This is a genomic window from Gordonia sp. PS3 (assembly GCF_041950545.1).
GTDB lineage: Bacteria > Actinomycetota > Actinomycetes > Mycobacteriales > Mycobacteriaceae > Gordonia > Gordonia sihwensis.
On sequence record NZ_CP169524.1, the window covers coordinates 2,954,081 to 2,976,551 of the forward strand.

The following is a 22,471-nucleotide window of genomic DNA, read 5'->3' on the forward strand; positions in this document are numbered from 1 at the left end:
CCAGCGAGGTCAGTGGTCGGCGAGGTCAGTTGACCGCGATGAGGCGGGCGCCCGCCACCGGCCCGGACGCGGTCCGCACGGCCTTGGCCACACCGGACCCGGACAGTTCGGCGGCCACCCGGACGGCGGCGTCTTCGTCGGCGCACAGGAACGCGCAGGTGGGCCCGGACCCGGAGACGATCCCGGCGAGCGCTCCGGCCTCGCGGCCCGCCCGCAGGGTGCGCCGCAGCATCGGCTGCAGCGACAGCGCGGCCGGCTGCAGATCATTGTGGAGCAAAGGGGCCACGGCGCGCACATCGCCCGATGCGAGCGCCTGCATCAGCTCGTCCGGACGGGCGACGCCCGCGGCGGCGGGCTGGTCATCGCCGTCGCGGGCCCGGAGCCGGTCGATCTCCCGGTACACGTCCGGAGTGGACAGCCCGCTGCCCGACACCGCGAGCACCCAGTGCAACGCGCCGCGGTGCAGCACCGGCAGCAGTTGCTCTCCCCGGCCGGTGCCGAGCGCTGCGCCGCCGACCACGGAGAACGGGACGTCCGAGCCCAGTTCCGCGGCGATGGCGAGGAGTTCGTCGCGGGCGATGTCGAGCCGCCAGAGCCGGGCCGCAGCGACGAGCGCCCCGGCGGCGTCGGCCGAGCCGCCGGCCATGCCCCCGGCCACCGGAATCGTCTTGTCGATGGTGATCGCCACGTGCGGGTCCATCCCGGCATGCCGCGCCAACGCGACCACGGCCCGCGCGGCGAGGTTCGTCGCATCCGACGGCACCTGTCGGCGGTTCTCGCCGCGGACGGTCACCGACAGCGCGTCGTCGCCGCGCACGGTGACCTCGTCGTAGAGCGACAGCGCACAGTACAGCGTCGACAGTTCGTGGTATCCGTCGTCGCGGAGCGGCCCGACGCCCAGGTGCAGATTGATCTTCGCCGGGACCCGGGCGGTCGCGCCACCCATCATCGGGCGGCTCCGGTCTCGATCCCGGCTGCGTGGCCGGCGCGCGCGAGCCGGACGAAGTCATCGACGTCGCACCGTTCCCCGCGGAGCCCGGGGTCGATTCCCGCCGCTCGGAGGAGTTCTTCGGCCCGCGGGGCGCTGCCCGCCCACGACGAGAGCGCCGACCGCAGGGTTTTGCGGCGCTGAGCGAATGCGGCGTCGATCGCGGCGAATGTCTGCGCCCGCAGCTCCGGGTCGGTCCCGTAGACGTCGCGGCGGTCGATGCGGACCAGGCCCGACTCGATCTTGGGTTCGGGCCAGAAGACGTGTTTGCCGACGGAACCGGCTCGGGCCACGTCGCCGAAGAAGCGGGCCTTCACGCTCGGCACCCCGTAGATCCGGCCGCCCGGAGCGGCGGCGAGACGGTCGGCAACTTCGGCCTGCACCATCACGAGCGCGGTGCGGATGGTCGGGAACTGCGCCATGAGGTGCAACAGCACCGGAACCGCGACGTTGTACGGCAGGTTCGCGACCAGCGCGGTCGGCGCGTACGGGAGGTCGGCGGGGGTGACGGTGAGGGCGTCCGCGGTGACGACGTCGAAGTTCGCCGCCTGTGCGGGCGCGAACTCGGCGATCGTCCGTGGCAGTCGCGCGGCGAGCGTGCGGTCGATCTCCACCGCCACCACGCGGCCGGCCTCGGCGAGCAGCGCGAGGGTCAGCGATCCGAGTCCCGGTCCCACTTCCAGAACCACGTCGTCGGCACCGACGCCGGACACCGACACGATCCTGCGAACGGTGTTGGCGTCGTGGACGAAGTTCTGCCCCAGCGTCTTGGTCGGGCGCACATCGAGCTCTGCGGCGAGTGCGCGGATCTCGGCGGGACCGAGCAGACGAGGCGAATCAGGGACGATGTTCACCTGAACATTGTGACTGATGATCGTCGGGAGGTGCCGCAGCGGACGGCTGCACCGCGGGCGAGGATCAGCGGAGGCCGATCTGCGACGAGCAGGACGGCCACGCGCCCCAGCCCTGAGCGGCCTGCGTCTTCTCCGCGATGGCGATCTGCTCCTCGCGAGTGGCGAGATCCGGACGCGGCGCGTACTCCTGGCCGCCCCAGCGATCCCAGGTGTTCTGGTCGAACTGGATGCCGCCGTAGAACCCGTTGCCGGAGTTGATGGCCCAGTTGCCGGTCGATTCGCACTGAGCGAGACGATCCCAGACGCCGTACGGAACCGCCGGTGCACCCGGCTTGGTTCCGACGCGGACCGTGGCAGCCTTGGGCTCCACGAGAACCTTCTCGCTGATCTTGGTCTTCTTGACGACCTTGCCGTTGACGGTGGTGATCGAGTACTTCACATCGGCCTTGCCGGGAGTACCCGGGTCCTCGACCTTCTTGGTTCCCCGGGTCAGCGTGTCGTCGTCCTTGGTGTTCTCCGGCGGCTTGACGTCCTCGGTGAGGGTCTTCTCCTCGGTCTTGATCCGGGTGACGCGGATGTCCATGTCCTTGCTGACCGGAGTCTGCGCCGCGGGCACCACCTTGTCGGTGGGCGAGAGCGGCTTGCCCGCACGGGCGAGCAGGTCGCCGACCGTCTTGGCCGCAATGCTCGGCGTCGACTTCTGGCCGCCGTCGTCGAGCTTGACCCGCTTGGGCAGGGTGACGTCGAGATCGGCACCGTCCACCGGAAGCACGTCGTTCAGCGGTGCGGTCACCGCGCTGGTCGCCATGCCGCGTTCAGCGAGAACCTGACCGACGGTGGACGCGTTGGTGGTGATGTTCAACGGCCTGCCGTCGACCACCAGCTGCACTTTCTTGAGGCGGTCGACCGTGATGGTCTGGTTGTCACGCGGCGCACTCGAGAGCGGCACGTTCACCTTGTCGCCGTCGGCAGGGTCGATGCCGTTGTCGCGCAGCACGCTCCCGACCGAGAAGGCCATCGTGCTCACATGCATGGTCTGTCCGTCGACCGCCAGCGTCACCTCCTTGTGCATGACAGCTCCGGTGACGGCTCCGGCCGTGACGGTGGTCAGCACGGCTCCGAGGGCTACTCGGGCGCGCATGGAGGTGGACGTGTTGATTCTCTTCAAGACAGACATACAGTTCCCTGCCGGGTTGGGTATAGCTATCCGCGTCGGCAGCACGGATCACGGTACGGTAACGAATCGGGGTGGGTTACCGCAACGGAAACTTGTATATCCGGCGCGCATTTGCTCCAAGCGTGTGGGCCAACTCGTGATCGTCGACGCCGCGCAGTGCGGCCAGCGCGCGAGCGGTGTAGGGCACGCAATAGGACTGATTGGGCTGGCCACGATAGGGATGCGGGGTCAGGAACGGTGCGTCGGTCTCCACCAGCAACTGCTCGTCGGGAGTCAGAAGTGCGGCCTCACGCAACTCGCCGGAGTTGTTGAACGTCACAGTGCCAGAGAAGCTCAACACATACCCGAGGTCGACACATTCGCGGGCGATCGCACGGTCGCCGGAGAAGCAGTGCATCACCACCGTCTCCGGCGCCCCCTCGGCCGCGAGGACGTCCAGCAGGTCGCGATCGGCGTCGCGATTGTGGATCATCAGCGCTTTGCCGGATCGTTTGGCCAGATCGATGTGCCAGGCGAAGGCGTCGCGTTGGGTGGTCGGGTCCGCGCAGTCGTCCGAACGGGTCGTCCAGTAGTAGTCCAGACCGGTCTCACCGACGGCCACCACGCGGGGGTCGTCGACCATCTGTTCCAGCTCGGCTCGGGCCTCGTCATCCAGATCGGCGGCATGAGTGGGATGCAGTCCGACGGCCGCGAACGCTCGTCGGTCCCAATGCGCGGCGGCGACAGCCCAGCGGGCGTCGACCATGTCGTCGGCGACGGTGACCACCTGCTCCACGCCGACCGACTCGGCGTGGTCGAGGATGGCTCGGACGTCGGCCTCCGTCCGCCCGCCACAGGCCGCCAGGTGCGTGTGTGCGTCGACCAGCCCGGGCAGCGCTTCCGGGTCCGGTGGCGGCAGGCGTCGCTTACGCTTCTTGATCTCCTTGGCGGTGAGTTCACCCGTCGAGTCGGTCACAGACCCACCTTGCCCGAGATCGTGTCCGTCGCGGAAATCCGGGTCCGCCTGGAAACTGGGGCACTTCGCAGTCGACGCTCTGCCCAGGCCGCCGTTCGAGGGTTCCCACCGAAACCATCGAGCCTGTCACCGATGCCCCACGGCGTAACAGAGTTGAGCCGGCGCACGTGCGTCTGTCTATGAAATCAGTTGTGTCATACCCGATTGGTAGTGTTCAGATATCCAAGAAAACATGGTGTGACCAGCTGAAACACTCGGGGGAGGTGGCAGCGATGACCGATCCGATCACCGATTCGATCGCGACTGTCGTTGCCACCGGTGCACTGCCGGGGCGGCCCGCCGAACTACTCGCCCTGATCGATGCCGCGGCGGTGAAGCTCGCCGAGACCTCCCTGTCACCGGAGACCGAACCGGAACTGCTGGCCCACACACAGACCGCCGAACGCATCCGGCGACGCTGGGACGGCGTTTCGTCCAGATTGTTGGTGGAGGTCTCCGACCGCAATGCTCACCGCACCGCGGGCTATCTGAATCCGCATCAGTACCTGTCGCAGGGTTTGCGGCTGGGGACCCGTGAGGCGGGTCGACGGCTCCGGATGACCGAGACCATCGGCGAGTTCTCCAACTTCCAAGGGCAGACGCTGCCTCCCCGGAAGCCCGCCACCGCCGCCGCGGTCGCGGCCGGGACTGTCGGCGCCGAACACGCGTTGGTGATCTCGGCCGTTTTGGCGAAAGTGCCCGGCTGCATCTCGCCGGAAGTCAAGGCCCGTGCGGAGGCCGAACTCGCTCAGGCTGCGGCCGGGTTGAATCCGGATGATCTGGGCAAGGTCGGTGACCGCCTGCTCGCTCACCTGGACCCCGATGGTCAGGAAAGCGATCACGTCGACCGGCAACGCCAACGCGGAATCACCATCCTCCCGCAAGACCGACAACTCATGAGCAAAGTCCGCGGCGCGATGACTCCGGAGTTGCGGGCGAAGTTCGAGGTGATCTTGACCGCCTGGGCCGCACCCGGGATGAACAATCCCGCCGACTCGGGCTCGCCGACTGGAACGATTGACGCCGACGGCATCGACGCCGAGGCTTTGGCGGCGGCGCGGGGTCGGGATCTGCGCAGTGCCGCCCAACGCACACACGACGCGCTGCTGGCGTTGTGTGATTACGTTCTCGCCCACGGCGGACTCGGTGCACCGAACCGGATACCGGCGGAGTTGGTCATCACCGTCACCGACCAAGAACTCGCCGCCCACGCCGGAATCTCCCTGACCGCCACCGGCACCCGCATCCCGATCGGCGAACTCGTCCGGCTCGCCGCCGACGCCGTGCCGCACCTGGCCGTCTTCCGGAATCACACCAGCGAAGTCCTCTACCAAGGCCGCGGTGCGCGGTGTGCGAGTAAGGCGCAGCGGTTGGCGTTGTTCGCCCGCGACCGCGGCTGCACCGCCCCCGGCTGCGACCGACCCTTCGCACAAACCCAGGCCCATCACGCACCGGACTGGATCACCCCCGCCGGACGCACCGACATCGACGCCCTCGGCGCCGCCTGCGGACGCCACAACCGCGCCGTCGGCACCAAACGCGGACAATGGGAAACCACCATCCTCCCCGACGGACCCCACACCGGACGCATAGCCTGGCGACCAGCCACCACCGACCAACCCTGGCGACTCAACCCCATCCACCACGCCGGACAAGCGAAGAATCTGCATCCGCCGAATCCGCACCCGCCGGCCCGTGCGGATGCAGCCGCCGGGGACACGACACGTCTGACGGGTAGAGACCCCGATCGGCGGGTAGCGTCGTGACCGTGCTGGGACTCCCTGATGACATCACGGTTGCGCTCTTCGACCTCGACGGAGTGCTCACCGACACCGCATCGGTGCACCGCGTCGCGTGGACGGACGCGTTCAACACCTTCCTGACCCGACGAGCCGGCGGCGACATCGGAGGCCGGACCGACAGCCTCCGCCCGTTCACCGACCAGGACTACTTCGACTACGTCGACGGGAGGCCCCGAATGGACGGCGTGCGCACCTTCCTCGCGTCGCGGAGCATCACCGTCGACGACGACACCGCCGCATCGATCGCGGACGGAAAGAACGACGCCTTTCTCGCCGCGCTCGCCCGCGACGGCGTCACCGCCTACCCCGGTTCCGTCCGCTACCTGCACGCCGCCCGCGAGGCAGGGCTTCACATCGCGGTGGTGACCAGTTCCCGCAACGGCGAGCAGGTCCTCGAAGCCGCGGGACTGACGCAGTTCGTGGAACAGCGCGTCGACGGCAACACCATCGTCGCCGAGCGACTCGCGGGCAAGCCCGCGCCCGACTCGTACCTGCGGGGTGCGGAACTGATGGGTGTCGCTCCCTCCGCCGCGGCGGTCTTCGAGGACGCGGTGTCCGGGGTCGCCGCGGGCGCTGCCGGTGACTTCGGCTACGTCGTGGGCATCGATCGCGTGGGCAGCGGCCAGTCGGATGCGATGAAAGCCGCCGGTGCCTCTATCGTCGTCACCGACCTCGACGATCTTCTCGCCGAGAACTGACCGCCCACCGCGCCGCCGAACCGAGCAGCTACGAGCCCGAGAAGGACCGTCCGTGATCGAACCGACCACCAGCGAGCTGGCCCACACCACGCACGGCGACACGTCGAGCCACACGGACCCGGTCAACATCCCGCAGCACGGCGTGCACCCGGTGGAGGGATTCGACGTCAGCCCGTGGCAGTTGCGCTGGCGGGGACTGGACATCGACATGATCGGCCGCACCGAGACCCTGTTCGCGCTGTCGAACGGTCACATCGGACTGCGCGGCAGCTTCGAGGAAGGCGAACCCGTCGACAAGCCGGGCACCTACTTGAGCGGGTTCTACGAGTTGCGCGACCTGCCCTACGCCGAGAGCGGCTACGGCTACCCCGAGTCCGGACAGACCGTCGTCAATGTGACGGACGCCAAGATCATCCGCCTGCTCGTCGAGGACGAGCCGATGGACCTGAGGTACGGGCGCACCGTCGAGCACGAACGTGTACTCGATTTCCGCACCGGCACCCTGCGGCGCAGCACCCTGTGGACCTCGCCGACCGGGCGCACCGTCCGCATCCGATCCGAAAGACTGGTCTCGTTCACCAAGCGCACCATCGCCGCGATCCGCTACGAGGTGGAGCCGATCGGTGAAGACATGAAACTGGTCCTCCAGTCCGATCTGCTCGCCAACGAGCCGATGGGCGGGGCGGCCTCCGCCAAGGAGGATCCGCGGTTGGCGGCGGCGCTGGAGCGCCCACTGGTCGCCGATCTCGCGGACTGCGAAGACTTCTCCGCGGTTCTCGTCCACCACACCGCACGCTCGGGACTCGCCGTGGCGGCGGGCATGGACCACGAACTGGAACTGCCCGCATCCGCGGACACCTCGATCCGCGCAGACGGCGACCTCGCACGCCTCACCGTCGCGGCCGCCGTGCCCCAGGGCACCAAGCTGGTGCTCACCAAGTACATGGGCTACGGCTGGTCGGCCCGACGGTCGGTGCCCGCGCTGCGCGCCCAGGTGGACGCCGCGCTGGCAATGGCCAAGGAGACCGGTTGGGAGGCCCTTAAACAGGAGCAGTCCGACTACCTCGACGAGTTCTGGCTCGACGCCGACATCGAACTCGACGGCGATCCCGAACTCCAGCAGGCCGTGCGCTTCTCCCTGTTCCATGTGCTGCAGGCCGGTGCACGCGGGCAATCGCGCGCCATCCCGGCCAAGGGGCTCACCGGCCCCGGCTACGACGGCCACACGTTCTGGGACACCGAGAGCTTCGTGCTGCCGATGCTGACGTACACGGTTCCCGCCGCCGCGGGCGAGGAACTCCGCTGGCGGCACGCCACGATGGACAAGGCCCGGTCGCGGGCCGCCGAACTCGCACAGCACGGCGCCATGTTCCCGTGGCGGTCGATCAACGGTGACGAGTGCTCCGGCTACTGGCCGGCCGGCACCGCGGGAGTCCACGTGTCCGCCGACATCGCGAACGCCACCGCCCGCTACATCCGCGCCACCGGCGACGAGGCGTTCGAGGTCGAGTGCGGCGTCGAGCTGCTGGTGGAGATCGCCAGGTTCTTCGCCGGATTCGGCCACCACGATTCGGCGGGCAAGTTCCGCATCGACGGAATCACCGGCCCCGACGAGTACACGGCGATCGTCAACAACAACGTCTTCACCAATCTCGCCGCACAGCAGGCACTGCGCGACGCGGTCGCTGCGTGCTCGCGCCAGCCCGTCGTGGCACGACAGCTCGGCGTGACGCACGACGAGACCGCCTTCTGGACGCAGTGCGCCGACGATATGACCGTGCCCTACGACGACGCACTCGGCGTTCACCAGCAGTGCGAGTCGTTCACCAAACTCGACCGGTGGGACTTCGAGCGGTCGAAGGGCAGGTACCCGCTGCTGCTCAACTACCCGTACTTCGACCTGTACCGCAAGCAGGTGGTGAAGCAGGCCGACCTCGTCTTCGCCATGTACCTGTTCGGCGACCGCTTCACCCCTGAGCAGAAACTGGCGAACTTCGACTACTACTACCCGATCACCGTGCGCGACTCGTCGCTCTCGGCCTGCTGCGAGGCGGTCACCGCGGCCGAGGTCGGATACCTCGACCTCGCCTACGACCTGATGAGCGAATCGGTATTCACCGATCTGCACGACCTGCACAACAACGTCTCGTCGGGACTGCACATCGCGGCACTGGCCGGCGCCTGGACCGACTGCGTCGCCGGATTCGGCGGGATGCGCGACTTCGACGGTCAGGTCACCTTCGCCCCGCGCCTTCCTTCGAAGCTCAGCTACATGTCGTTCCGCATGATGATCCGCGAATCGCGCATCGTCGTCGCCGTCGACTCCGACACCGCGACCTACCGACTGCTGTCGGGTCCGACGGTCGAACTCGCCCATCACGGTGAGCGATTCGTCCTCGGCGACGATCCGGTCACCCTCGGCATTCCACGGCTCGGGCCGCGCACCGCACCCGAGGCCCCGCCCGGATGCGAGCCGTACCAGCGCTCAGCGCGGTAGACGAATCGCGAGCACGTACAATCGGGCTACTATGCCGAGCGAGTCCTTTGGCGCGTCGTCGCCCTTCTACATCACCACCGCCATCGCGTACCCGAACGGCGCCCCGCACATCGGGCACGCCTATGAGTTCATCTCCGCGGACGTCCTCGCGCGATTCAAGGCGCTGGACGGCTTCGACGTCCGGTTCCAGTCCGGCACCGACGAGCACGGTCAGAAGATGCAGCAGACCGCGGAGAAGGAGGGCGTCTCCACCGCGGAACTGGCGAAGACCAACTCCGATCGCTTCGAGGCGCTGCACGCCGCGCTCGGCACCGATCTGAGCCGGTTCATCCGCACCACCGACTCCGACCACCACCGGGCGTCGGAGGAGATCTGGAAGCGGATGGAGGCGGCGGGCGACATCTACCTCGACTCCTACGCCGGCTGGTACGACGTCCGCGACGAGGCCTTCTTCACCGAGGACGAGACGACCGTCGACGAGGACGGCAACCGCGTTGCGACCGAGAACGGTCACGTCCTCACCTGGACCGAGGAGCAGACCTACTTCTTCCGCCTCTCCAACTATCAGGACCGTCTCCTCGCGTTGTACGACGAGCATCCCGAGTTCATCGGACCGGACGTGCGGCGCAACGAGGTCCGCAGCTTCGTCGCGGGCGGCCTCAACGACCTCTCCATCTCGCGCACCACCTTCGACTGGGGCGTGAAGGTCCCGGGCGCGCCCGAGCACGTGATGTACGTGTGGGTGGACGCCCTCACCAACTACCTCACCGGAGTCGGTTTCCCGGACGACCAGCAGACGCTGGAACGTTACTGGCCCGCCGACCTGCACATCATCGGCAAGGACATCATCCGATTCCACTGCGTCTACTGGCCGGCCTTCTTGATGAGCGCCGGCATCGACGTCCCGAAACGGGTCTTCGCGCACGGCTTCCTGTTCAACCGCGGCCAGAAGATGAGCAAGTCGGTGGGCAACGTCGTCGACCCGCACGAACTGGTCGAGAAGTTCGGGCTCGACACGGTGCGCTACTTCTTCCTCCGCGAAGTGTCGTACGGGCAGGACGGCTCCTACTCGGCGGAGGCGATCGTCTCGCGCAACAACTCCGATCTCGCCAACGAGTACGGCAACCTCGCCCAGCGCACCCTCAGCATGATCGGCAAGTACTTCGGGTCGCAGGTGCCCGAGCCGGGTCAGTTCACGGCCGAGGACCGCGCCCTGCTCGACGCCGCCGACGCTCTGCTGCCGCGCGTCCGTGAACAGTTCGACAAGCAGGCCATTCACCTCGGGCTCGAAGCACTGTGGTCGGTGCTGGCCGACGCCAACCGGTACGTCTCCGCGCAGGAGCCGTGGAAGCTCGCCAAGACCGACCTCGACCGCACCGCCACCGTGCTCTACGTATGCGCCGAAGTGGTGCGCATCGTGACACTGCTGGTGCAGCCGGTGATGCCGCAGTCGGCCTCCACCCTGCTCGATCTGCTCGCCGTCGGCTCAGATGACGCCGATCGCCGGTTCACCGCCGTCACCGACCGGCTGACGCCGGGTACCGCCCTGCCGAAGCCCGCCCCGGTGTTTCCGCGCCAGGAAAGTCCCGCCGCGGACGCATGACTCGTGATCCGGCGCCGGCGCGGGGACCCTCCGCGCTCGACGTCCTCCGCTCATTCGACGCGGCCGCCGCCGATCGCGGACTGCCCGGCCCGGCCGGGCTGATCGGTGACTGGGCCGATGCCGACGCGGTGATCGCACCGTCGATCGAACTGGTCCCCGGGCTCGCGCCACCCGACCGGCCCGACGGGTACTGGTTCGGCGCACTCGGATTCCCCGTCCGGGCTGAGGACTCCCCTCTGCCCTCGGTGGTCGGGGGCGTCACCGACGGAGTGCTGACGTTGTCGCACGGCGAATGGTCGTGGAACACCGCCACCGGTGCCCCGCTGCCGGACTGGGCCCGGGCGGCGCTGGAGGCGGCGGCTCCACCCGAGTCGAGGCGGTGGTCGGCCGAATGGGTCTCCCCCGACCGGGACCGACATCTGTGCGCCGTCCAGAAGTGCCTCAACGCCATCGCCGACGGCGAGGTCTACCAAGCATGCGTCTGCACGCAGTTCCACGGGCAGCTCGACGGCCGGCCCATCGATTTCTTCGCCGACATCGCCGCCGCCACGGCGCCGGCGAAGGCGGCCTGGTTGTCCGGGGGTTGGGGATCCGTCGCGAGCTTCAGCCCCGAGTCGTTCCTGGACCGGCGGGGCGACCGGGTGACGTCGTCGCCCATCAAAGGCACGGCTCCGGCCGCCGCCGACCCAGCGGTACTCGCCGCGTCCACCAAGGACGTGGCCGAGAACGTGATGATCGTCGACCTCGTCCGCAACGATCTCGGGCGCGTCGCGCGCACCGGATCGGTGACCGTGCCCGATCTGCTGACGGTGGTCGGCGCCCCGGGCGTGTGGCATCTGGTGTCGACGGTGGCCGCGACCCTGCGTGCGGAGGTCGGCAACCGCTCCCTGCTCGATGCCGCCTTCCCACCCGCATCGGTCACCGGAACCCCGAAGATCCGCGCGGCCGAGTTGCTCGCGGATTGGGAGGATCACGCGCGCGGGATCTACTGCGGCGCGGTGGGCGTCGCGGGCCCGGGCGGCCTGCTCGATCTCAACGTGGCGATCCGCACGGTGGCCGTCGGCCCCGACGGCGGCCTCACGCTCGGCGTCGGCGGCGGGATCACCATCGACTCGTCACCGGCCGCGGAGTGGCAGGAATGCCTCGACAAGGCGGCCTCGATCGTCGGCTTCACCTCGCATCCGGGCCCGCGTTCTCGATAGACCGCAGCGGCAGCAGCCGGGGCGACCGACCGGCCAGCGAAGCCGCGAACCCCGCGAAGGTCACGAACCAGGCCGCCGTGGCGATCCAGATCTCGACGTGCCCGATGTGATCGATCAGCGGGATACCGTTCACCGAGCCGATCTGGTGACTGCCGACTCCGTACATGCCGAGCGGGAACACGATGGCCCAGAACGAGGCGTCGTAGCGGAGTGGTATCCGGTGGCGGATATGCCGCCAGTACCCGGCGAACAGCAACGGCGGTACCAGCCAGGTACCGAACGCCCAGAAGAAGACCGACACCGATTCGACGGTTCCGCGCATCACGTCCAGCACCGGCACGTCCGCCATGCTCTCGATGTTCGCGCCCGCGACCACGGTGATCGCCGTCGCCCCCATCGCGATCCAGTACGCGCCGCTCAACTGGTCCGGTTTCGGATGGTGCATGAATATTCGCGCGGCCACGAACAGAGCCACGGCCATGTAGAGGAACACCCCGACCGCCCAGCACAGCGCGGCCAGCAGCGCGAGCTCGGCCTGACCGCTGGTGACGTGGGGCTGAACGGCGGCGGCGAGAACGGCCACCGACTGCGTCGCCACCACCCAGAGGAACCAGGTGCCGTCGGCCCGCTCGAGCTGCGACTGGCCGATGCGTGCGGTGAACGCCATCGGCGGCAGCGCATAACCCAGGACCAGCCACATCGAGGCGGCGAAGCCCAGCAGCACCAGGGCCGCGACGAGATGGCCGTCGAGCATCAGCCGGGTCCCGAGCACGCTCGTCGCCGCGACGACGGTGAAGAAGCCGAAAGTGCGGTTCGGCACCCGGAGATCGAAGACCACCGCGTCGCGATGCCGGGCGAGCCGGGCCGCATTGAGCAGCAGCAGCACGCCGAAGGCGATCCCGGTGATCCACATGAGGATCACCGACAGCAACCGCCAGCCTTCGATCTCGGTTGCGATCGACACGATCCCGGTAGCCATCACCAGGGAGAAGTAGGCGGGATTCAGCTCGCGAACCACGTCGTCGAGACCGCGCAGCCGTGCCACGCTCACTCCCCTCGGCTCTCCAGCACGGCCTGGTACACGTCCCGCCGCGAGTAGGCGGTACCGGCGGCGGCCCGGGCGGACGCGTCCTTCAGCCGCAGCCCCGAGTCTGCGAGCCGGCGGGCCCGCTCCACCACCTCGTCGAGTCCCACCGTCTCGTCCGTCTCGGACGCTCCGGCGATCACGACGGTGATCTCGCCTTTGACGCCATCGGCCGCCCACTCGGCGAGCTCGTCGAGCCGGCCCCGCCGCACCTCCTCATAGGTCTTGGTGAGCTCCCGGCAGACCGCGGCGCGGCGGTCCGGACCCAGCACATCGGCGGCGTCGGCGAGAGTCTGCGCCAGCCGGTGCGGAGATTCGAAGAACACGACCGTGCGCGGCTGCGTGCGCAGTTCGGCCAGCCAGTCCCGGCGCGCGCCCTGTTTACGGGGAGCGAAGCCGTCGAAGCAGAACCGTTCGGACGGCATCGCCGACAGCGCCAGCGCGGTCGTCACCGCGGACGGACCCGGCAGACACGTGATCGGCAGCCCCGCGTCGGCACACGCGACCACCAGCCGGTAGCCGGGATCGCTCACCGACGGCATCCCCGCATCGGTCACCAGCAGCACCGTCGCTCCCCCGACGATCGCCTCCACCAGAGCCGGCGCTCTGGACGCTTCCACCTGGTCGTAGTAGCTGATCACCCGGCCGTTGATCTCGACGTCGAGCGCCGCCGCCAGCGCACGCGTCCGGCGAGTGTCCTCGGCGGCCACGATGTCGGCCGAACCGAGCGCCTCGCGGAGCCGGGGCGACGCGTCGCCGGGCTGTCCCATCGGAGTCCCGGCCAGCACCAGCCGTCCGGCCCCCGCTGCGCTCGACTGTCCGTCACTACTGGTCACCGACTCAGACTACTGATCCGGCTACCATCGCACAGGTGACCCCCGCCGCCATCCTCGACCGCGCGACCGCGGAAGACCGCGCGCTCACCGAAGACCTCGGCACGGCACCCGGTCCGCGCGTCCCGGAGCCGGTGTTCGGGCCCACCGACCGGCTCCGCGGCACCGTCGTCGGCGCGATCCTGGTCCTCATCGCGGTGGCCACCAGGTTCTGGGATCTGCAGCACCCGACCGACAAGGGCACACCGGTCTTCGACGAGAAGCACTACGTCCCTCAGGGATGGCAGGTCCTGACCGGCGGCAACTTCATCGAGGACAATCCCGCGTACGGCCTGGTGGTCCACCCGCCCGTGGGCAAGTGGATCCTCGCGGGCGGCGAATGGATGTTCGGCTACAACCCGATGGGCTGGCGTTTCATGTCGGCGGTCTCGGGTGTGATCATCGTGCTCGCGGTGTATCTGACGGTCCGGCGGATGGCGCGGTCGACGCTGATCGGTGCGATCGCCGGCGTCTTCGCGATCTGCGAGGGCGTGCTGTTCGTGCAGTCTCGCATGGGGATGCTCGACATCTTCCAGATCCTGTTCATCGTGCTCGCTTTCGCCGCCTTGATCGCCGACCGCGATCAGATGCGCCAGCGCATGCACCGGGTGTGGCTGCAGGGCCGGATGGACGACTCCCCCTTCGGTCCGCGCTTCGGCTTCCGCTGGTACCGGTTCACCGCCGGGGTGATGCTGGGACTGGCCTGCGGCGTCAAATGGTCGGGCGCCTATTTCGTCATCGTGTTCACGCTGCTCTCACTGGCCTTCGACGTCTCGGCACGCCGCGCCTACCGCGTCCGGCGTCCGTGGGTCGGTGTGCTGCGACGCGACCTGATCCCGTCGGCGGCGTCACTGGGCGTGCTCCCCTTCCTCATGTACGTGGCGAGTTTCGCACCGTGGTTCTCGTCCGAGACCTCGGTCTACCGTTACGTGGTCGGAGAGAAGATCGGCACCGGCGGCCCGTTCTCGTGGGTGCCTGCGGCCGTCCGGTCGTTCTGGTACTACGAGTCGGGCATCCTCGAGTTCCACGCCGGGCTGACCAACGCGGCGGGCAATCACCATCCGTGGGAGTCGAAACCCTGGACCTGGCCCATGGGTCTGCGTCCGATGCTCTACGCCATCTCCTACGGGCCTGATCAATGCGGTGGTTCGGACTGCGTGCGTGCGCAGATGCTGATCGGTACGCCGGCGATGTGGTGGCTGTCGCTGCCGATGATCGTGTGGGCGCTCTGGCGCATCGTGTCCCGCCGCGACTGGCGCTACGCGGCGGTCCTGGCCGCATACGGCGCGGGCATCCTGCCCTGGTTCGCCGACATCGACCGGCAGATGTACTTCTTCTACGCCACGGCGATGGCCCCGTTCCTGGTGATGGGGTTGGCACTGGTCTGCGGCGACCTCCTGCGCGCCGCACCCCGCGGCGCCACATCGGAGAGACGGCTGATCAGCGTCCTGGTGGTCTCGCTGTACATCGCGCTGGTGGTCGCGAACTTCGTGTGGCTCTGGCCGGTTCTGACCGGCGCGCCGATCTCTAACGTCGAATGGGGTCAGCAGATCTGGTTGCCGAGCTGGTCGTGAGCTGACGCGGTGTGACCAGCCACATCGCCAGGGCCAGCAGCACCACACAGCCCGTCACGATGAAGGCCGGGCCGAAACCGAAGACGTCGGCGACGAGACCGGTGAGGATCGGGCCCGACACCGCGCCGAGGTCGGAGGCCATGCCGTAGGCCGCGAGCGCGGATCCGCCACGCCGCTTGCCCGCCAGCATGTCGCCGAGCGCGGCCTGGTGCGTGGGTGCGAACAGGCCCGAGCCGACGCCGGCGACGGCGGTCAGCGCCAGCGCGATCCAGATGTCGGGCGAATAGCCCAGCAGCAGCGTCCCCGCAGCGGCCACGATCAGTCCGGGGATCATCACCGCTCGTCGCCCGTATCGATCCGACAACCGGCCCGACAGCAGGATCGCAATCATGTTGCCCGCGGCGTAGCACGCCAGAATGATGCCCGCCCAGGCCGTCCCGTAACCGAGCCCGTCTTGGACGAAGATCGGCACCAGTGCCACGCGGACCCCCATCGACGCCCAGCCCTGCGCGAAGTTCGAAGTCAGGATCGCGCGGTATTCGCGCTGTCGCAGCGACGCGAAGAACGCCGGCGCAGCGGGCAGGACCGCGTCGGCCGCGTCGGCGCGCTGCGGCTCGGGCGGAGGGGGCATGAACGTCGCCACCACAGCGGTCGCGACCAGCAACGCGATCGCGTACACCACGAACGGCAGACGGAGACCGAAGTCCACCAGCGCCGCACCGATCAGCGGTCCGGTGAGGTTGCCGACGAGAAAGCCCGCCGAGAAGTATCCGGAGGCCCGTCCCCGAACCTCCTGGGGCGAGAGCCGGATCAGCAATGCCATCGCCGAGACGGTGAACATCGTCGAACCGATGCCGCCCGCCGCCCGGAACACCAGCAGTTGCCAGTAACTCTGCGCGAACGCGCAGGCCGCGGTGCTCAGCGCGACGATCAGCAATCCGGTCAGGTAGATCTTGCGTTCCCCGAGGATCGTCACCAGACGGCCGCCTGCGGGCGCGAACAGCAGCCGCATCAGCGCGAACGCCGAGACCACGAACCCGGCCGCCGCCGACGACACGTCGAAGGTCTTGGCGAAGATCGGCAGCGCCGGGGCGATGAGACCGAAGCCGAGCGCGATCACGGCGTTCGCGATCAGCAGGATCCACAGTCCGCGAGGCAGGTTCTTCATTGTGGACTCAGATTATCGGGTGCGCGCGACCGGCCCGCTCATCCGGTCGGCGACGGTCGGCGGCCGCCGCGAACGTGCAGGAGCCGGGCGCTTCCGCGCCCGGCTCCTGTCGAAACCCTGTCTCCCTACCGACGCTGCCGTCAGCGGCGGACGATCATCACCGGCACCTGCGCGTGATGGAGCACCTTCTGACTGCGCGATCCCAGCAGCAGTCCGGTGAAGCCGCCGCGGCCACGGCTGCCCATGACGATCAGCGAAGCCTTGTCGCCCGCGGCGTCGAGGATCGCCTTCGCCGGCTCCTCCGGAACCACCACGCGCTCCACCTCCACATCCGGGTAGTCCTGGCCGTATCCGGCCATGCGCTCGGCGACGGCCTCGACCGCCTGCTGCGACATCTCGTCGATCTCCTGCTCGTCGAGACCGAAACCGTGCAGGGCGTCGGCATCGAGCGGAGTCCAGGTGTGCACGGCGACCAGCTTCTTCTTCCGCAGATCGGCCTGGCGGTACGCCTCGGCCACCGCCGGGTCGCTGATCTTGGAGTCGTCGACGCCCACCACGACCGGTCCGTCACCGCCGAGGGCCCCGCCGGGCACGATCACGACGCGGCCCTTCGAGTGCGCGGCGACGCTGGTGCTCACCGAACCGAGGAACAGACCCTTCACACTGCTCAGACCGCGCGTGCCGAGCACGGTGATCTGCGCCTGTCCGCCGAGTTCGAGGAGCACGCGAGCGGCGTCTCCCTCGACGATCGAGCCGTTCAGCTTCACGTCCGGAGCCACCTCGCGAGCGGTGGCGGCGGCCTCCTGCACGAACCCGGTTGCTTCGCTGCGGATCGCGTCGATCACGTCCTGCGGGATCACGAGGCCGGGGGCGTAGTCACTGGTGGTGGAGCTGTATGCGGCGACGATCTTCAGATCGAGGTCCTCGAGGGCAGCCGCGGCAGCTGCCCACCGAACCGCATTGGTCGATTCGGGCGATCCGTCTACGCCGACCAGAATCAAGCTCATTTGCGACTGCTCTCCTTCACACCGGCCCGGAGCCCTTGTGTCGGCTTCCGTACTAAGCCTCGGCTCCCATTGTTCACCAAGAGCCCGGCCGCCGCATCGGTACTAGGTCCGGGTGTGTCGATCCGTACAATAGAGGTCAAACGTCCCCAACCCGACGCAATCGAGGTGTCCTGACGATGTCGACCACCACCGCCCCGCGCGAGATCCGCGACGCGGCGACGCATGTCTGCGTCACCGTCGCACTCGGAGTCGTGGTGCTGATCGCGGCGATGTCGACCAGCGGCGGACTCAACGAGTTCTTCATCCTCGCCGCCCCGAGCGTCGTGATCCTCGGGACCCTGGCGGCGATGGTCCGGACCTACCTGAACTGGAAATCGGGCGGCCGGTGGCAGATCTGGCAGGGTGCGACGTGGTTCCTGCTGGCGCTCTCGCTTCTCTGGTTCACCGGCGCACTGCCCAGCGTCATCGTGGACTGACCGGCCCGCAGCCGCTCACCGGCTCGCCTGCGCGTCGAGGCTGATCTCCTCCGCGTCGAGGCGCGCCAGCGCGGAGGTCAGGGCCTCCGAGCTGTAGGCGCCGCGGTCGCGGAGATCGATGAGTTCGGCACGCTGGCGGTCGATGATGACGCGTCGGACGCGCCGCATCTCGACCGCGTTGCGCAGACGCCGGTCCAGGACGTCGCCGGTGGGGTCGCCGTCGTCGGAGGCCTCCAGCGAGCGCACCTGTTCCACATTGCGGGCGAGCATGCTGTCGGAACAGACAGCGGGGTCGGTGAGCACTTCGACGCTGATGGAGGCCATCTCCCGGTTCAGCCGCTGCAGTTCACGCGCCGCGTCGGCACGGTGGTCGGGCAGCCTCATCCATTTGATGAACGCACCCAGCGTGCTGCCCTGGATCATCAGCGACCCGGTCGCGACGACGAAGGCGACGAGTACCAACAGCGAACGGTACGGCGTGTCGGCGGGGAGGGTCTGCGCCGCGGCCAGCGTGACGACACCGCGCATCCCCGCCCAGACCACCACGTGTCCTTCGCGGAAGCCGATCGACTCGGTCCGGTAGTACTCGATGTCCGCGAGCCGCCGGTCGATCCGGCGCTGGAACCGCCGCGTCAGCCGGTCGGCGGCCGCGTCGGGATCTCCCAGTCGGTCCTGCATCTGCTCGAGAATCGGCTCCCGGGCGATCACCCTGCGCGACCGCCGGGAGATGGCCGCGACCAGGGTCATCACGAATCCCCACCGGATCACCATCAACAGCACGAACGCGATCGCCGCGGGCCAGAAGGCGTGGATGACGCTTTCGTGGCTCGCCGTCACATCCATCACCAGGGCCTTCAGTTCGAGTCCCATGAGCAGGAAGACGCCGCCCTCCAAGAGCAACTCGACGGTTCGCCACGTCTGCTGGTCCGACTGCCGGTGCGCCGCGGTGAGCCTGCGCACCGACCCTCGGCCCGTCACCAGTCCGGCGGCCACCGCGGCCACCAGTCCGGAGGCGCCCATGATCTCGGTCGGCACGTACGCGATGTAGGGCGCGGTGAACGAGACCGCCGTCGCCACCGCGGCGTTCGAGATGCGCGCGCGGGCGACGATGAAGACCCAGCCCACTGCGCCGCCGACGATGACGGCGCCGATGATCGCCCAGACGAACGAGAGGGCCACGCCCACCATCGACAGTCCGCCCGCCATCGCGGCGATCGCGGCGCGGAGCACCACCAGCGCGCTCGCGTCGTTGAACAGACTCTCCCCCGAGAGCACCGTGATGAGCCGCTGCGGCGCACCGACCCGTTTGACGGTGGTGGTCGCGACCGCGTCGGTGGGACTGAGAATCGCACCGAGCGCCACGCCGGTGGCGTAATCCGCGTCCGGCAGTATCAGCATGAAGAGCAGTCCCAGCAGGAGCGCGCTGATCACGACCAGCACGATCGACAGTCCGCTGATCGCCTGGAAGTCGCGCTTGAAGTCCATCGCGGGCAGCGCCACGGCCGCGGCGTACAGCAGCGGCGGAAGCACGCCGATCAACACGACCTCCGGATCCACCCAGATAGGCGGGACTCCCGGCAGGTAGCTCACGGCGACCCCGAAACCGACCAGCAGCAACGGCGCGGCGATCCGCACGCGGGGGGCGAGTTGGTTGGCGCCGGCGACCGCCAGCACGCACACGACGACGATTCCCACGATCTCCACGCGGTCATTCTCCCTTGCCGGCGGTGTGACCCGCGACACCGCCATTTGTCCACGCTGACTGTGCCATCGAACATTGACAAGATCGGGCTGCGGTGCGACGCTTGGGACAACAAGTTCTACTTCGGCGGCCTTCGTCCACCGACGCAAGTCAGGAGAAGACAATGACGTCCACGCAGCCCCGGCCCACCACGTACACACCGCCTGCCAAGCAGGACACCGGGACCGACTACCAGCAGGTCCTCGAGGACCTCTCGACCGCGTCGGTCCGGCGCAACTTCGACCCCTACATCGACATCGACTGGGACGCGCCGCACATGGCCGTGATCCCGAACGATCCGCGGTGGATCCTCTCGTACAAGGTGGACCCGATCGGCCGGCATCCCTGGTACCAGAGCCTCCCCAAGGAGAAGCAGATCAAGATCGGCATGTGGCGCCAGGCCAATGTCGCGAAGGTCGGTCTTCAGTTCGAGTCGATCCTGATCCGCGGCCTCATGCAGTACGCCGACCGCCTCCCGAACGGTGACAAGCGGTTCCGTTACACCACTCACGAGGCCAAGGAGGAGTGCAACCACACCCTCATGTTCCAGGAGCTGGTGAACCGCATCGGCATGGACACCAAGGGAATGCGCTGGTGGCTGCGCCGTGCATCGCCGATCATCCCGCTGTTCTCCACCTTCTGGCCGACGATCTTCTACTTCGGCGTCCTGGCGGGCGAAGAGCCGATCGACCACATCCAGAAGGACTTCCTGCGCGCACGCGAGGAACTGCACCCCGCGATGTCCGCGGTGATGGAACTCCACGTGGCCGAGGAGGCCCGGCACATCTCGTTCGCGCACAACCACCTGCGCAACACGGTCCCCCGCAAGGGCCCGATCACCAAGTTCGCACTGTCGATCGCGATGCCGATCGTCATGCGCGTGCTGTGCAGCGCGATCGTGGTTCCGCCGAAGGACTTCGAGCGCGAGTTCGACGTGCCGAAGAGCGTCATGAAGGACATCTTCTGGAAGTCGGAGCAGTCGCAGATCTTCCTGTCCGGCGTGTTCGGCGACGTCCGCATGCTCGCCGAGCAGTGTGGCCTGATGAACCCGGCCTCCCGCCAGGTGTGGCGCGCGATGGGCATCGACGGCCGTTCCTCTCGCTACCGCAGCGAGCCCACCTACAACGCGAGCTGAACAGACAACAGTGCCTCACGTCATCACGCAGGCCTGCTGCGGCGACGCCTCGTGCGTCTACGCATGCCCGGTCAACTGCATTCATCCCACTCCAGACGAGCCTGACTTCGGCATCTCGGAGATGCTCTACATCGATCCGTCGACGTGTGTCGACTGCGGTGCGTGCGTCAGCGCGTGCCCGGTCGGCGCGATCGTCCCGGGGCACCGACTTCCCGAGGAGGCCGCGCGCTTCGCCGACGTGAACGCCGGTCACTACCCGGATCCGGCGCCGACCGAGACGCGCTTCCCGGTCCGCACCGACTGGCGGCTGCCGATGGCGCCCATCGTCAAGCCCGCGGCGCTGGGCGGCGCGACACCCGACGAACTGCGCATCGCGATCGTCGGCTCGGGACCGTCGGCCATGTACGCCGCCGACGAGCTTCTGAAGCATCGCCAGGTCAGGGTCACGGTGTACGAGCGTCTGCCGGAACCCTTCGGTCTGGTCCGCTTCGGCGTCGCGCCCGATCACCTGTCCACCAAGACGGTGACCGACCTCTTCAACGAGATCGCGCGTCATCCGAACATCCAGATCCTGCTCAACACCGAGATCGGCCGCGACGTCTCGCTCGACGAGCTCCGCAGTGCTCACCACGCAGTGCTGTGGGCGGGCGGAGCACCCACCGACCGGCCGTTGCAGATCCCCGGTGTGGATCGCGAAGGCGTGCAGAGCGCCACCTCGGTGGTCGGCTGGTACAACGGCCACCCCGATTTCGCGTACGCCGCACCGGATCTCTCGGCCGAGCGAGCGGTCGTTATCGGCAACGGCAACGTGGCCCTCGACGTCGCGCGGATCTTCACCGCCGACACCGATCGGCTCGCACCGACGACGATCGATCCCACCGCCTTGGCGGCACTGCGCGCGTCCAATCTGCGCGAAGTGGTTGTGGTGGCGCGCCGCGGTCCCGAGCACGCGGCGTTCACGCTCCCGGAGCTGATCGGCCTCGCCGACGGTCCCGCGCGAGTGTGGGTCGATCCCGCCGAGTTGTCCGGTGTCGACGCGACGAACATCGACGACCCGACGGTGGCGGCCAAGGTGAATCTACTGCGGGAGATCTCGCAGCGGAGCAAGCCCGCCGAGCCCTTCATCCGGCTGTCGTTCGGGCTCACCCCGGTGGAGATCCTGGGCGACGGGCATGCCTCCGGAGTCCGGTTCGTCAAGACCGGCGGCGACGAGGAGTCGGTGATCGACGCGGGTCTGGTGCTCACGGCCATCGGTTACCGCGGTCGCCCCGTTCCGGGTCTGCCCTTCGACGACGAGAAGGGCACGGTCGCGAACGTCGCCGGCCGCGTGGTGGAGAACGGCGAGGCGATTCCGGGCCTGTACGTGACCGGATGGATCAAGCGCGGCCCGACCGGATTCATCGGCACCAACAAGACCGACTCCGGCGAAACCGTGGCGAATCTGCTCGCGGACGCCGAGGCCGGCGCCCTCCCCCGGCCCGGAACCGCACCGGTCCCGGCCTGACCCGAGAGGAGACGGGCCACGCCGGCCTGTGGATGAACGATGGAGCCGAACAAGCTCCGCGTGCGTCTAACGAATGAAGAGTTCATCTCGATCAT

The 22,471-nt window shown here is 68.4% G+C and carries 18 protein-coding genes; 9 read left to right on the forward strand and 9 right to left on the reverse strand.

Going from position 1 to position 22,471, the window contains the following annotated elements; genetic code table 11:
* Positions 1-25: 25 nt before the first annotated feature.
* The 4 genes from ACE11G_RS13570 to ACE11G_RS13585 all read right to left on the reverse strand — a co-directional run bounded on the left by ACE11G_RS13570 (position 26) and on the right by ACE11G_RS13585 (position 3,974).
* On the reverse strand, positions 26-946 hold the full coding sequence (locus ACE11G_RS13570) for a 4-(cytidine 5'-diphospho)-2-C-methyl-D-erythritol kinase (protein WP_006897678.1): 921 nt from the start codon (positions 944-946) through the stop codon (positions 26-28).
* Complete coding sequence (gene rsmA, locus ACE11G_RS13575) at positions 946-1,842, reverse strand: 16S rRNA (adenine(1518)-N(6)/adenine(1519)-N(6))-dimethyltransferase RsmA (protein WP_006897677.1); 897 nt, start codon at positions 1,840-1,842, stop codon at positions 946-948. Before rsmA ends, ACE11G_RS13570 begins: the two co-directional genes overlap by 1 nt.
* Before the next feature lie 64 nt (positions 1,843-1,906).
* Entirely contained in the window at positions 1,907-3,019 is a 1,113-nt protein-coding gene (locus ACE11G_RS13580; RefSeq protein ID WP_006897676.1) for a resuscitation-promoting factor, read from the reverse strand.
* Between the two features lie 76 nt (positions 3,020-3,095).
* Positions 3,096-3,974 (reverse strand): TatD family hydrolase, encoded by an 879-nt coding sequence (locus ACE11G_RS13585; RefSeq protein ID WP_006897675.1) that lies wholly within the window; start codon positions 3,972-3,974, stop codon positions 3,096-3,098.
* 272 nt (positions 3,975-4,246) lie between these two features.
* Here ACE11G_RS13585 and ACE11G_RS13590 point away from each other — a divergent pair, with 272 nt between their 5' ends.
* The 5 genes from ACE11G_RS13590 (at position 4,247) to ACE11G_RS13610 (ending at position 11,815) form a co-directional block, all read left to right on the forward strand.
* Positions 4,247-5,779, forward strand: a complete 1,533-nt coding sequence (locus ACE11G_RS13590; RefSeq protein ID WP_375002550.1) for a DUF222 domain-containing protein — start codon at positions 4,247-4,249, stop codon at positions 5,777-5,779.
* 2 nt (positions 5,780-5,781) lie between these two features.
* Positions 5,782-6,513 (forward strand): HAD family phosphatase, encoded by a 732-nt coding sequence (locus ACE11G_RS13595; RefSeq protein WP_045537780.1) that lies wholly within the window; start codon positions 5,782-5,784, stop codon positions 6,511-6,513.
* Positions 6,514-6,640: 127 nt separating this feature from the next.
* Positions 6,641-9,010 carry a glycoside hydrolase family 65 protein gene (locus ACE11G_RS13600; protein ID WP_045537778.1) on the forward strand — a complete coding sequence of 790 codons (2,370 nt, stop codon included), beginning with the start codon at positions 6,641-6,643 and terminating at the stop codon, positions 9,008-9,010.
* Positions 9,011-9,041: 31 nt separating this feature from the next.
* Positions 9,042-10,613 carry a methionine--tRNA ligase gene (gene metG / locus ACE11G_RS13605; protein ID WP_045537763.1) on the forward strand — a complete coding sequence of 524 codons (1,572 nt, stop codon included), beginning with the start codon at positions 9,042-9,044 and terminating at the stop codon, positions 10,611-10,613.
* Positions 10,610-11,815: an aminodeoxychorismate synthase component I gene (locus tag ACE11G_RS13610; protein ID WP_375002552.1), complete on the forward strand. Its 1,206-nt coding sequence runs from the start codon at positions 10,610-10,612 to the stop codon at positions 11,813-11,815. The genes metG and ACE11G_RS13610 overlap by 4 nt, the downstream gene beginning before the upstream one ends.
* Here the strand turns inward: ACE11G_RS13610 and ACE11G_RS13615 are convergent.
* Positions 11,784-12,866 carry a tellurite resistance/C4-dicarboxylate transporter family protein gene (locus tag ACE11G_RS13615; protein ID WP_375002554.1) on the reverse strand — a complete coding sequence of 361 codons (1,083 nt, stop codon included), beginning with the start codon at positions 12,864-12,866 and terminating at the stop codon, positions 11,784-11,786. The two genes, ACE11G_RS13610 and ACE11G_RS13615, sit on opposite strands and share 32 nt — an antisense overlap.
* Complete coding sequence (gene rsmI / locus ACE11G_RS13620) at positions 12,863-13,735, reverse strand: 16S rRNA (cytidine(1402)-2'-O)-methyltransferase (RefSeq protein ID WP_006894772.1); 873 nt, start codon at positions 13,733-13,735, stop codon at positions 12,863-12,865. Before rsmI ends, ACE11G_RS13615 begins: the two co-directional genes overlap by 4 nt.
* 35 nt (positions 13,736-13,770) lie before the next feature.
* On the opposite strand from rsmI, the gene ACE11G_RS13625 reads away from it, so the two are divergent.
* Positions 13,771-15,345 (forward strand): dolichyl-phosphate-mannose--protein mannosyltransferase, encoded by a 1,575-nt coding sequence (locus tag ACE11G_RS13625; protein ID WP_375002557.1) that lies wholly within the window; start codon positions 13,771-13,773, stop codon positions 15,343-15,345.
* On the opposite strand, the gene ACE11G_RS13630 is transcribed toward ACE11G_RS13625, so the two are convergent.
* Positions 15,299-16,513, reverse strand: a complete 1,215-nt coding sequence (locus ACE11G_RS13630) for an MFS transporter (protein WP_006894770.1) — start codon at positions 16,511-16,513, stop codon at positions 15,299-15,301. The genes ACE11G_RS13625 and ACE11G_RS13630 overlap by 47 nt on opposite strands.
* Positions 16,514-16,653: 140 nt before the next feature.
* Positions 16,654-17,520, reverse strand: coding sequence for a universal stress protein (locus ACE11G_RS13635; RefSeq protein ID WP_346074663.1), 867 nt, complete (start codon positions 17,518-17,520; stop codon positions 16,654-16,656).
* A gap of 176 nt (positions 17,521-17,696) precedes the next feature.
* Here ACE11G_RS13635 and ACE11G_RS13640 point away from each other — a divergent pair, with 176 nt between their 5' ends.
* A complete protein-coding gene (locus tag ACE11G_RS13640; protein ID WP_006894767.1) occupies positions 17,697-17,996 on the forward strand; it encodes a hypothetical protein in 300 nt (99 codons plus the stop codon).
* Between the two features lie 15 nt (positions 17,997-18,011).
* On the opposite strand, the gene ACE11G_RS13645 is transcribed toward ACE11G_RS13640, so the two are convergent.
* The gene (locus tag ACE11G_RS13645; RefSeq protein ID WP_062367669.1) at positions 18,012-19,700 is read right to left on the reverse strand and encodes a sodium:proton antiporter; all 1,689 of its coding nucleotides are present in this window, start codon (positions 19,698-19,700) and stop codon (positions 18,012-18,014) included.
* 161 nt (positions 19,701-19,861) lie between these two features.
* Here ACE11G_RS13645 and ACE11G_RS13650 point away from each other — a divergent pair, with 161 nt between their 5' ends.
* The gene (locus ACE11G_RS13650; RefSeq protein ID WP_006894764.1) at positions 19,862-20,872 is read left to right on the forward strand and encodes a diiron oxygenase; all 1,011 of its coding nucleotides are present in this window, start codon (positions 19,862-19,864) and stop codon (positions 20,870-20,872) included.
* A 10-nt stretch (positions 20,873-20,882) separates the two neighbouring features.
* The gene (locus ACE11G_RS13655) at positions 20,883-22,376 is read left to right on the forward strand and encodes an FAD-dependent oxidoreductase (RefSeq protein ID WP_006894763.1); all 1,494 of its coding nucleotides are present in this window, start codon (positions 20,883-20,885) and stop codon (positions 22,374-22,376) included.
* The last annotated feature ends 95 nt before the right edge of the window (positions 22,377-22,471 follow it).

What these genes read in the sequence shown, in the direction of transcription:
- ACE11G_RS13570 (WP_006897678.1), bottom strand. Translation starts at nt 946, where the DNA reads ATGGGTGGCGCGACCGCCCGGGTCCCGGCGAAGATCAATCTGCACCTG.
- ACE11G_RS13580 (WP_006897676.1), bottom strand. Translation starts at nt 3,019, where the DNA reads ATGTCTGTCTTGAAGAGAATCAACACGTCCACCTCCATGCGCGCCCGA.
- ACE11G_RS13590 (WP_375002550.1), top strand. Translation starts at nt 4,247, where the DNA reads ATGACCGATCCGATCACCGATTCGATCGCGACTGTCGTTGCCACCGGT.
- metG (WP_045537763.1), top strand. Translation starts at nt 9,042, where the DNA reads ATGCCGAGCGAGTCCTTTGGCGCGTCGTCGCCCTTCTACATCACCACC.
- ACE11G_RS13610 (WP_375002552.1), top strand. Translation starts at nt 10,610, where the DNA reads ATGACTCGTGATCCGGCGCCGGCGCGGGGACCCTCCGCGCTCGACGTC.
- ACE11G_RS13630 (WP_006894770.1), bottom strand. Translation starts at nt 16,513, where the DNA reads ATGAAGAACCTGCCTCGCGGACTGTGGATCCTGCTGATCGCGAACGCC.
- ACE11G_RS13635 (WP_346074663.1), bottom strand. Translation starts at nt 17,520, where the DNA reads ATGAGCTTGATTCTGGTCGGCGTAGACGGATCGCCCGAATCGACCAAT.
- ACE11G_RS13640 (WP_006894767.1), top strand. Translation starts at nt 17,697, where the DNA reads ATGTCGACCACCACCGCCCCGCGCGAGATCCGCGACGCGGCGACGCAT.
- ACE11G_RS13650 (WP_006894764.1), top strand. Translation starts at nt 19,862, where the DNA reads ATGACGTCCACGCAGCCCCGGCCCACCACGTACACACCGCCTGCCAAG.